Raw genomic sequence first — 11,193 nt, 5'->3', positions numbered from 1 at the left:
GGCCGTGCCCTTCTCGTCGGTCTCACCCGGGGAGCGTCACTCCCCCGGCGTCGACTTGGCGATCTGCATCAGGAACTCGATGTTGGTGCGGGTCTGCTTGAGCTTGTCGAGCAGCAGGTCCAGCGCCGCCTGCGAGTCCAGCGAGTGCAGCACCTTGCGGAGCTTGTGGATGATGGCCAGCTCCTCCGGCGCGAGCAGGATCTCCTCCTTGCGGGTGCCGGACGGGTGGATGTCGATGGCCGGGAAGGTGCGCTTGTCGGCGATCTTCCGGTCCAGCTTCAGCTCCGCGTTGCCGGTGCCCTTGAACTCCTCGAAGATGACCGTGTCCGCCATGGACCCGGTCTCCACCAGCGCGGTGGCGAGGATGGTCAGCGAGCCACCGTTCTCGATGTTGCGGGCCGCACCCAGGAAGCGCTTCGGCGGGTAGAGCGCGGTGGAGTCGATACCACCCGACATGATCCGGCCGCTGGCCGGCGCCGCCAGGTTGTACGACCGACCGAGCCGGGTCACCGAGTCGAGCAGCACGACCACGTCGTGGCCCAGCTCGACCAGGCGCTTCGCCCGCTCGATCGCCAGCTCCGCCACCGTGGTGTGGTCCTGCGGCGGACGGTCGAACGTCGCCGCGATGACCTCACCCTTCACCGACCGCTGCATGTCGGTGACCTCTTCGGGGCGCTCGTCCACCAGCACCACCATCAGGTGGCACTCCGGGTTGTTGTGCGTGATCGCGTTCGCGATGGCCTGCAGCACCATCGTCTTGCCCGCCTTCGGCGGCGACACGATCAGCGCGCGCTGGCCCTTGCCGAGCGGCATGACCAGGTCGATCACCCGGGTGGTGAGGATGTGCGGCTCGGTCTCCAGCCGCAGCCGCTCCTGCGGGTAGAGCGGGGTGAGCTTGTAGAACTCCGGCCGGCGCTTCGCCTCGTCCGGCTCCATCCCGTTGATGGTGTCCAGCCGCACCAGCGGGTTGTACTTGTCCCGCCGCTGCTCGCCGTCGCGCGAGGCGCGCACCGCACCGGTGATGGCGTCACCGCGCCGCAGACCGTACTTCTTGATCTGGGACATCGAGACGTAGACGTCGTTCGGGCCGGCCAGGTAGCCGGTGGTCCGCACGAAGGCGTAGTTGTCGAGCACGTCGATGATGCCGGCCACCGGGACGAGCACGTCGTCCTCGCCGACCTGCGGCTCGCGCCCGCCCTCGCCGCCGCCCTCGGCCCGCTCGCCACGGCCGCGGCGACGGTCCCGGAACCGGCTGCGCCGGCCGCGCCGGCCGCCGCCCTCGCCGTCGTCGTCACCGTCGGCGTCGCGCTCGGCGCGCTGGCCCCGGTCGCCCCGCTCGTTGCGGTCGCCCCGCTCGGCCCGCTCGTTGCGGTCGCCCCGCTCGGCACGCTCGGCCCGCTCGTTGCGGTCGCCCCGCTCGGCACGCTCGGCACGCTCGGCACGCTCGCCGCGCTCCGCACGCTCGCCACGCTCAACGCGCTCGGCACGCTCAACGCGCTCCGCACGCTCGCCACGCTCAACGCGCTCGCGGCCACGGCCCTCGCCCCGGTCGGCACGCTCGCCGGCCTCGGCCTCCTCCGTGCGAGTCTCCGCGGGACGGGCCTCGGCAGCCCGCGCCTCGGCGGCGGCGGCCCGGCTGCGCCGGGTCCGGGGACGAGCCTCGGTCTCGACGGGCGCCGGCTCCGCCGGGGCCTGCTCCGCGGCTCGCCGCTCGGCCTCGGGCCGCTCGGTGGTCTCGCGGACCTCTTCCCGGGCGGGAGCGGCGGCGGCCGCGACCTCGGCCCGCGGTCGAGGGGTCCCGGCGGTGGCGCCGCCCTGCCGCTCGGAGATCGCGCTGATCAGCTCGCCCTTGCGCATCCGAGCCGTGCCCGAGATGCCGAGCGACGCAGCCAGGCTCTGCAGCTCCGGCAGCAGCATCGCCGACAGGCCGGTGCCGCTGCGCCGACGACGGGCGGGGGCGGCGGCGGTGGTGGCATCGCCAGCGACGTTGGAAACATCCGACGTCACGTCGGTGGTGTCGCTCAATGGATTCCTTCCCTCGATAGGCCGGGACTGCCCGGGGTCGAAACAAGGTGGCCGGGCGGCCTCGGTGCACCCGCCTCGCATGGACGCGTCGCGGGAGTCTGTGACACAGCAGCCGGTCGGTTTCCCGACTCACCGACGTCGGTGAGCAGGTCTCGCCGTCTGCGGCGACCTGTGAAGACTGCGGTGCGGCGTGGGCCTAAGCAGGGGTGACGGGCTGACCGCCGAAAGCTTCGGGGGTGCGCCGACCCGCAGGAAGATCGCATGCTTCGCGGCTGTGCTAAGTCTAGAGCGTAATCAACTCTTCCGACCTGCGGCAACAGGGTCCCGCTCCGCGTGTCCGAGTCTACCCCGGGCAACCCGTGCTCCGTGCCCGTCCGGGTCCAACCGCCAGACCTGCCAGTCTGTTCCCGGATCATAGCCTTCCGGCAGCCCGTCCAGGGCCAGGACGGTCGGTCCGGCCCCACTGATCACAGCCGCCACACCGACCTCACGCAACGCCCCGACCAGGGCGGCGCTGCCCGGCATCCCCTCCGCGCGGTAGTCCTGGTGCAGCCGGTCGACGGTGGCCGGCAGCAGCAGCGCCGGCTCGGCGGTCATCGCGTGCACCAGCAGCGCGGCGCGTCCGGCGTTCAGCGCCGCGTCTCCGTGCGGCACGGTGGCCGGCAGCGCGGCCCGTGCCGCCGCCGTCAGGCCGCGCTCCTGAGGCACGAAGACCGTCGGTCGTACGCCGGCGGCGACCGGCAGCGACACCGCCCGGGCCCCGGACGGCTCCGTCCAGGCCAGCGTGAAGCCACCGAGCAGGCAGGGCGCCACATTGTCCGGATGGCCCTCGATCCCGGCGGCGAGCCGCAGCGCGGCGGCGTCGTCCAGCCGGGCCTCCCCGTCGGTCACCAGCGCCCGGGCGAGCAGCACGCCGGCGACGATCGCGGCCGACGAGGAGCCCAGCCCCCGGGCCTGCGGGATGCGGTTGACACACTCCACCGCCAGGCCCGCCGGCTGGCCGCCCAGCGCCTCGAAGGTCGCCCGCATGGCGCGCACCACGAGGTGCCGGTCGTCGGTCGGCAGCTCCCCGGCGCCCTGCCCCGTCACGACCACCGTGACGCCCCCCGCCGTGACCTCGGCGGCCACGTCGTCGTAGAGGGCCAGGGCGAGCCCCAGGGCGTCGAAGCCCGGCCCCAGGTTGGCGCTGGTGGCGGGAACCCGGACCCGGACCGGACCGGAGGCGAATGTCGTCGGCACCGGCTCATGCTAGGGCTCCGCACCGACGTCGCGGCCGTCCGCCCGCCCGGTGGGACGGGGCCGCCGCTGGCACCGCGTGGGTGATCCGGCCCGGCGCTGTTCCGCTAGCCTGACCCGACCGACGACGACGGGAGGCAGAGTGCTCGGACACCTGGCGACGACGCTGGCCACGCAGGCGCCCACGATGCTGGTGTTGCTGGTCGGCCTCGTGCTGACCGTGGCGGCGGGGCGGCGGCTGCCCCGACGGCCCCGGCTGCTGGCCCTGTTCGGCCTCGGCGTGCTGCTCGTCAGCTCGGTGCTCACCCTCGCCTGGATCCTGCTGGCTCCCGGCCTGATCGACGGCAGCTTCGGATCTTCCAACGGCGCCGACTTCGGGTGGCGCGAGTTCCAGCTGGTGAACACGGCGTACAGCGTGGTGATGGCCGTGGCGTACCCCCTCGGGCTGGGCCTGGTGATCGCGGCGGTGCTCGCCGGGCGGCGGGCGACCGGCACGGCGGCCGCCCCCTCGGGCGGCTGGCCGCCCGCCGGGCCCGCACCGACCCCCGGGCCCGCGCCGACCGCAGCCGGGCAGCCCGCGCCGGGGTGGCCCACGGCGGTCCCCGGCCACGCGCCGACGCAGTGGGACGGCCTGACCCGGCCGGACGCGCCCACGGGCGGGACGGGACAGCGCTGACCGACGGGCGGGTCAGCGGGCCGGGGTCGGGTCCGGCTCCGCGACCGGGTCGGTGAGGGAGAGCCGGCGGGTGGCGATCCGCCAGCCGACCGCGTAGACCAGCGTGACCAGGCCGCAGCCGGCCAGCACCACCCGCTCGTCCACCGTGTCCACCACGGCCGCCACCACGAGCTGGCTGACCGAGATGGCCAGGGTCGCCAGCATCATGTCGGTGGCGAAGACCCGGCCCCGCAACCGGTCGGGCACCTCGCCCTGAAGGGCGAAGTTCGACATCACCCAGTTGCTGCCGCCGGCGAAGTGGGCGACGAAGACCAGGGCCAGCACCAGCGGGAACCAGTCGACGACCGAGATGCCGAGGTAGGCCAGGCCGTAGAGGGACATGGACAGCGCCAGCCCGGACAGCAGCCAGGCCCGGTTGTTCAGCACCCGACGCATCAGGATCGGCCCGACCAGCGCACCCGCCCCGCGGACCGCGAAGAGCAGCCCGGTCCCGACCGGCCCCACGCCGTACACCGCGGCGAGCAGCGGGAAGACCGTCAGCACGCCGTTGCCCAGGCCGACCGCGCTCTTCACGGTGACCAGCCCCAACACCCTCGGCCGGTGCCCGATGTAGCCCAGCGCCTCGCGGATCGCCGCCCAGGTCTGCTGCGCCGGTCGTCCGGCGTCGCGCGGGGCCTGCAACGGCCGGCGAATCAGCGTGGCCAGGCCCGCCGCGGCCGCCAGGCCGACCACCCCCACCCAGAAGCAGGCGTACGGGCCGACGGCGGCGCTGAGCACGCCACCGAGCGAGGCGCCGACGATGGTCATCGTGCCCCAGGCCGACCCGGCGACGGCGTTGCCCGCGGCCAGCTCGTCGGGGTCGAGGACGTTGGGCAGGGCGGCCTGGGCCGCCGGGGAGTAGAACGCCTTGGCCACCGCCACCACGCCGATCCCGACCATCGCCAGCCAGGCCGTGCCGGCGCTGCGCACCCCGAGCAGCAGGAGCACGCCGAACAGGGCCGCGACGTTGGCCGCGATCATGATCTTGCGCCGGTCGAACCGGTCGGCGACCGTGCCCGTGTAGGGCAGCAGCAACGCCACGATGCCGGTGTCCACGGCGAGCACCAGCGCCCCCCACACGCCGCTGCCGGTCAGGTCCGGCAGGAGCACCAGCAGCGGCACCATGACGAACCAGTCGGCGCCGAAGACCACCAGCTCGGCCAGGACGAGGTTGCGGAAGTTCCGGTTGCGGGCGAGGACCGAGAAGGTGGACGGCACGTCCGGACCCTACCGGGCGGTGGCCGGCGCGCCACGGCGTCCGGCGGGTACCTGACCGAACGCGGACGCCCCCGGCGGGCGGGACCGGCCGGGGGCGTCCACGGACGTACGGGTGCTACTCGGCCGGTGGCAGCGGCGACCTGCGGCTCTTCGGCAGCCGCAGCACCTCGAACTGGTCCGTGCCGTCCACCAGCGCGGCCGACGGCGCCGGCCGGGCGGCCCCCTCCGCGCCGGCCGACGGCGCCGCGGGCACCGGGACCGGCTCGCCGGACCGCTCCGTCCCGGCGTCCCGGACGGCGGCGGGGGCCGCCGGGGTCTCGCCGCCGGACCGGCTCGCCCGCCAGGAGCGGATGCTCTCCTTGGCGTGCTCCACCATCGTGTAGAGCGTCGGCACCAGGATCAGGGTCAGCAGCGTCGAGCTGAGCAGACCGCCGATCACCACGATCGCCAGCGGCTTGGAGATGAAGCCGCCCTCCCCGGTGAGGCCGAACGCCATCGGCAGCAGCGCGAAGATGGTGGCGACCGCGGTCATCAGGATCGGTCGCAGCCGGCGCCGGCCGCCCTCGACCACCGCCTCCCGGACCCCCATGCCCTGCGCCCGGTACTGGTTGATCAGGTCGAGCAGCACGATCGCGTTGGTCACCACGATGCCGACCAGCATGAGCACGCCGATCAGCGCCGGCACGCCCAGCGGGGTGCCGGTGGCCAGCAGCAGGCCGATCGCGCCGGTCGCCGCGAACGGGATGGAGATCAGCAGGATCAGCGCCTGGGTCAGGCTGCGGAACGTCGCCACCATGATCAGGAAGACGATCGCGATGGCCGCGAGCACGGCCAGGCCCAGGTCGGCGAACGCCTCCTCCTGGTCGGCGCTGACGCCGCCGATGGCGAAGGTCGCCCCCGGAACGTCGATGGCGTCCAGCTTCTTCTGCAGCTCCTGGGTGGTGGCGCCGAGGTTGGAGGCGGTGGCCGTACCGGTCACCGAGACGCTGCGCTCACCCTCGATCCGGGTCACCTGCTGCGGCCCCTCGGCCACGGTGACGTCGGCGATGTCGTCCAGCTTCACCGGCCCCACCGGCAGCGCGCGCAGCTCCTCGACGGAGACCGGCACCTTGCCCGCGAACCGCAGCACCACGTCCCGCTGCCCGCCGTCCAGGGTCACCTGGCCCAGCGGCGCACCCCGGAACGCCTGCGCCACCAACTGGCCGACGGCGGCCTCGGTGAGCCCGGCCCGGCCGGCGGCGACCCGGTCGACGGTGACGTCGACGCGCGGCACCCGGGTGGCGAGGCTGGTGGAGACGTCCGCCACGCCCGCCACCCCGGCCATCGCCGCCCGGACCTCCTCGGCTGCCCGGCTCAGCGCCTCCGGGTCGGTGGCCTGGACGACCACCTCCAACTGGTTGGCGGCGGCCCCGCCCTGTCCGGCCCCGAAGCTGACCTCGCCGACGGCCGCGCCGAGCGCCTCGATCTCCCGGCGCAGGACCTCCCGCATCTCCTTGGCGTCGGTCTCGCCGCCGAGGGCCAGCGACCAGGTGGCGACGTTGTTGCCGCCGCCCGCGAACGGGTTGTCCCCGCCGCCCGCCGTCACCTGGTACGTCTCGATGCCGTCGGTCCGCTCCAGCACCGCCTCGATCTGGCGGGCCGCCGCGTCGGTGCCGGCCAGCCCGGTGCCCGCCGGCAGTTCCTGCGTCATGCTCAGCGTGTCCTGGCCGGAGTCGTCGATGAAGTTGGTCTCCAGCTGCCGGGACAGGCCGAACGTGCCGAACAGCACGAGCACGCCGAGCCCCAGGGTGATCCAGCGGGTGGCCCGCTTGCGGGTGGCGAATCCGATCACCGGCAGGTACGCCCGCTGCAACGGGCTGCGCAGCTCCTTCTCCTCCGCCGCCCGGCGCACCGCGGCGTCGTCCACGGTGCCGCCGGAGGGCTTGAGGAACCAGTACGCGAGCACCGGAATGACGGTCAGCGAGACCAGCAGCGAGGCGAGCAGGGCCACGGTGACGGTGATCGCGAACGGCGCGAACAGCTGCCCGACGAAGCCGCCCACCAGCGCGATCGGCGCGAAGACGGCCACCGTGGTGAGGGTGGACGCGGTCACCGCGCCGGCCACCTCGCGGACGGCGGCGAGGATCGCCTCGCGCTTCGGCTCGCCGTACTCCAGGTGCCGCTTGATGTTCTCCAGCACGACGATCGAGTCGTCGACCACCCGGCCGACCGCGATGGTGAGCGCGCCGAGGGTGAGCAGGTTCAGCGAGTAGTCGCCGATCCAGAGCGCGATCAGGGCGACCACCACCGAGAGCGGGATGGAGACCGCGGTGACCACGGTGGAGCGGATCGACAGCAGGAAGACCAGGATGACGATGACGGCCATGACCAGGCCCAGCAGGCCCTCGGTGGTCAGGCTCTCGATGGACTTCTCGACGAACGGCGCCTGGTCGAAGACCACGGTCAGCTCGGCGCCGGAGGCCTCCCGCAGCTCGGCCAGCCGGTCCCGGATCTCGTGGGAGATCTCCACCGCGTTGCCGTCGGGGGCCGCGGTGACGGCGATGCCGAGGCTGTCCCTGCCGTTGGTCCGGGTGAGCGCGGTGGCCGGGGCGAGCTGCTGTTCGACGGTGGCCACGTCGCCGAGGCGGACCGGGGCGGCCTTCCCCGCCGCCGGCGCGACGACGATGCCGCGCAGGTCGTCCAGCGTGGCGAGCGGGGTGCCCACCTGCACCGGCAGCGCCCGGGTGCCGTCGGCCACCGCGCCGGCCGGCACCGTCACGCCGTTGGTCTTCAGCGCGGCGCCGATCGCGGCCGGCTGGAGCTTCGTCGCGGCCAGCTTCGCCGGATTCGGGGTGACGACCACGACGTCGTCCCGGGCGCCGGTCACGTCGACCGACCGGACCCCCTCGATCGCCTCCAGCTCCGGCACGACCGCGCCACGCAGCTTCTCGGCGAGGGCGCGCTGGTCGGCGCCGCCGGACGCGGCGAGCACCACGGCGGGCAGGTCGTCCGTGCTGCCGGCGATGACCTGCGGGTCGACCCCCTCCGGCAGCTGCGTGTCGATCCGGTTGAGCGCGGTCTCCATCTTGTTGACCACGTCGTCCAGGTCGGTGCCGAACTCGTACTGCACCTGGACGGTCGTCGAGCCCTCACGCGAGGTCGAGGTGACCCGGTCCAGGCCGGGGATGCCCTGGAGGCTGTTCTCGATCGGCTCGGTGACCTGCGACTCGACGACCTCCGGGCCGGCGCCCGGGTACGCCGCCACGATGAACGCGGCTGGGAACTCCAGCGACGGCAGGAGTTGCTGCTTCAGCGACGGCACGGCGAACGCTCCGAACGCCGTGGTCACCACCGCGATGAGGGCGATCAGCCCTCGATTGGCGAGGCTGAATCTGGCGAGCACCGACATCGGCGTGGCTCACTCCTGGAGAGAGGACGGTTGCGGGGCGGAAGAAGTCTCCCGCACCCGCTGCGGCGCACACCGGCCGCCCCCGCTCCCGGTCCCGCCCACAGGACGGGCGGGTCCAGGCGTGGTTCAGGCCAGGTCGAGCGAGCGGGCGGCGGCCAGCGGATCGTTGGCGATGGTGATCGGAGCGGGAGCGGTGGAGATGGCCCACTCCGGGTCCTTCAGGCCGTGCCCGGTGACCGTGCAGACGACCGTCGAGCCGGCCGGGATCCTGCCGGCGGCGGCCTGCTGGAGCAGGCCGGCCACGCTGGCCGCGCTGCCCAGCTCGACGAAGACCCCGACCTCGCGGGCCAGCAGCCGGTACGCGGCCAGGATCTCCCGGTCGGTGACGGCGGCGATCAGGCCGCCGGAGGAATCCCGGGCGTCCAGCGCCCTGGTCCAGCTCGCCGGGTTGCCGATCCGGATCGCGGTGGCGATCGTGGACGGCTCGCGGACCACCTGGCCGGTGACGATCGGCGCCGCGCCGGCCGCCTGGAAGCCGTACATCTTCGGGGCCCGGGTGGCGTTGCCGTCCCGCAGTTCCTCCGAGTAGCCCATCCAGTAGGCGGAGACGTTGCCGGCGTTGCCGACCGGCAGGCAGTGGATGTCGGGCGCGTCGCCGAGCGCCTCGACGATCTCGAACGCGGCCGTCTTCTGGCCGTGCAGCCGGTCGATGTTGACCGAGTTGACCAGGGCGACCGGGTAGTCCTGGGCGAGCTTCGCCGCCAGCGACAGGCAGTCGTCGAAGTTGCCCTGCACCTGGAGCAGCTTCGCGCCGTGCACCAGCGCCTGGGCCAGCTTGCCCAGCGCGATCTTGCCCTGCGGCACGAGCACGGCGCAGGTCAGGCCGGCGCGGGCCGCGTACGCCGCCGCGGACGCGCTGGTGTTACCGGTGGAGGCGCAGATGATCGCCTTGTTGCCGGCCTCGACCGCCTTGGAGACCGCGAGCGTCATGCCCCGGTCCTTGAACGAGCCGGTGGGGTTGGCCCCTTCCACCTTCAGGTGGACGTCGCAGCCGAGCCGGGCGGAGAGCACCGGCGCGGGCAGCAGCGGGGTGTTCCCCTCGTGCAGGGTCACGACGGGCGTGACGTCGGTGACCGGCAGCCGGTCCCGGTACGCGTCGATCAGACCCCGCCACATGTCGCTCTCCTCGCTCTATCGCCCCGCTGGGCCGGGGGCACCGTCAGCGTGGACCAGCCTGCCCGGCCCGCCCGCGGCGCACCCGTCGTTAACCACCTGGCGAGACGCGACCGCTGTCACGCCCCGCCCTCGACCCGCAGCACGCTCGCCACCGACCGGACGATCTCCAGCCCGCGCAGCTCGCCGACGGTGGCGGCGAGCGCCGCGTCCGGGGCCACGTGGGTGACGATGACCAGGTCAGCGTCCTCGCCCCGGCCGGCCGCGTCGCCACCCGCCGGCCCCTGCCGCACGGTGGCGATCGAGACGTCGTGCCGGGCGAAGACGCCGGCCACCGCCTCCAGCACGCCCGGCCGGTCCGCCACGTCCAGGCTGATGTGGTAGCGGGTGAGCGCCTCCCCCATCGGCCGCACCGGCAGGTCGGCGTACGCGGACTCGCTGGCCGAGCGCACCCCGGCGAGCCGGTTGCGGGAGACCGCCACCACGTCGCCGAGGACCGCGCTGGCGGTCGGCGCGCCGCCGGCGCCCCGCCCGTAGAACATCAGCTGCCCGGCCGCCTCGGCCTCGACGAAGACCGCGTTGAACGCGTCGCCGACGCTGGCCAGCGGGTGGGTCAGCGGGATCATCGCCGGGTGCACCCGCACGCTGACCGTCTCCCGGCCGGCGGCGTCGGCGCCCCGGGCGGCGATGCAGAGCAGCTTGATGGTGCAGCCCATCGCCTTGGCGCTGGCCACGTCGGCGGCGGTGACCTCGGTGATGCCCTCCCGGTGCACGTCGGCCGCGCCGACCCGGGTGTGGAACGCCAGCGAGGCGAGGATGGCCGCCTTGGCCGCCGCGTCGAAGCCCTCCACGTCGGCTGTCGGGTCGGCCTCGGCGTACCCCAGCTCGGTGGCCTCCTCCAGCGCCTCCGCGAAGCCGGCGCCGGTGGCGTCCATGGCGGAGAGGATGAAGTTGGTGGTGCCGTTGACGATGCCGGTGACGCGGTTGATCCGGTCCCCGTGCAGCGACTCCCGCAGCGGGCGCAGCAGCGGGATCGCCCCGGCGACGGACGCCTCGTAGTAGAGGTCGCCGCCGCCCTCGGCCGCCGCGTCGTGCAGGGCCGCGCCGTCCTCCGCGAGCAGCGCCTTGTTGGCGGTGACCACGCTCTTGCCGGCCCGCAGCGCCTCGACGAGCCAGCTCCGCGCCGGCTCGATGCCGCCGACCACCTCGACCACCACGTCGACGTCGTCGCGTTTGATCAGCCCGAGCGGGTCGGTGGTGAACAGCGCGGGGTCGACCGGGAGGTCGCCCCGGTCGCGGCCGAGACGGCGTACGGCGATGCCGGCGATCTCCAGTGGGGCGCCGATCCGGGCGGCGAGGTCGGCCGACTGCTCGTGCAGCAGCCGGACCACCTCGCTACCGACCGTGCCGCAGCCGAGCAGCGCCAGGCGCACAGGTG

7 protein-coding genes are annotated in these 11,193 nt (G+C 74.0%); 1 reads left to right on the top strand and 6 read right to left on the bottom strand.

The window, feature by feature from the left end:
- Positions 1-36: 36 nt before the first annotated feature.
- Positions 37-2,025 (bottom strand): transcription termination factor Rho, encoded by a 1,989-nt coding sequence (gene rho, locus ABZ793_RS20570; protein ID WP_357459516.1) that lies wholly within the window; start codon positions 2,023-2,025, stop codon positions 37-39.
- Between the two features lie 294 nt (positions 2,026-2,319).
- On the bottom strand, positions 2,320-3,264 hold the full coding sequence (gene thrB, locus ABZ793_RS20565; protein ID WP_357459514.1) for a homoserine kinase: 945 nt from the start codon (positions 3,262-3,264) through the stop codon (positions 2,320-2,322).
- A 139-nt stretch (positions 3,265-3,403) separates the two neighbouring features.
- Here thrB and ABZ793_RS20560 point away from each other — a divergent pair, with 139 nt between their 5' ends.
- Entirely contained in the window at positions 3,404-3,937 is a 534-nt protein-coding gene (locus ABZ793_RS20560; protein ID WP_357459512.1) for a hypothetical protein, read from the top strand.
- Between the two features lie 12 nt (positions 3,938-3,949).
- Here ABZ793_RS20560 and ABZ793_RS20555 read toward each other — a convergent pair whose 3' ends face one another.
- The 4 genes from ABZ793_RS20555 to ABZ793_RS20540 all read right to left on the bottom strand — a co-directional run bounded on the left by ABZ793_RS20555 (position 3,950) and on the right by ABZ793_RS20540 (position 11,188).
- The gene (locus ABZ793_RS20555) at positions 3,950-5,194 is read right to left on the bottom strand and encodes an MFS transporter (RefSeq protein ID WP_350703628.1); all 1,245 of its coding nucleotides are present in this window, start codon (positions 5,192-5,194) and stop codon (positions 3,950-3,952) included.
- 115 nt (positions 5,195-5,309) lie between these two features.
- Complete coding sequence (locus ABZ793_RS20550; RefSeq protein ID WP_357459508.1) at positions 5,310-8,582, bottom strand: efflux RND transporter permease subunit; 3,273 nt, start codon at positions 8,580-8,582, stop codon at positions 5,310-5,312.
- A 126-nt stretch (positions 8,583-8,708) separates the two neighbouring features.
- The gene (gene thrC / locus ABZ793_RS20545; protein WP_350703632.1) at positions 8,709-9,758 is read right to left on the bottom strand and encodes a threonine synthase; all 1,050 of its coding nucleotides are present in this window, start codon (positions 9,756-9,758) and stop codon (positions 8,709-8,711) included.
- A 116-nt stretch (positions 9,759-9,874) separates the two neighbouring features.
- Positions 9,875-11,188 carry a homoserine dehydrogenase gene (locus ABZ793_RS20540; protein ID WP_357459600.1) on the bottom strand — a complete coding sequence of 438 codons (1,314 nt, stop codon included), beginning with the start codon at positions 11,186-11,188 and terminating at the stop codon, positions 9,875-9,877.
- Between the last annotated feature and the right edge of the window lie 5 nt (positions 11,189-11,193).

Source organism: Micromonospora sp. NPDC047465 (assembly GCF_040643125.1).
Taxonomy (GTDB): Bacteria; Actinomycetota; Actinomycetes; order Mycobacteriales; family Micromonosporaceae; genus Micromonospora.
This window is presented reverse-complemented; position numbering and strand designations above follow the sequence as displayed.

Coding starts and splice junctions, on each gene's coding strand:
- ABZ793_RS20550 (WP_357459508.1), bottom strand. CDS start 8,582: ATGTCGGTGCTCGCCAGATTCAGCCTCGCCAATCGAGGGCTGATCGCC.
- thrC (WP_350703632.1), bottom strand. CDS start 9,758: ATGTGGCGGGGTCTGATCGACGCGTACCGGGACCGGCTGCCGGTCACC.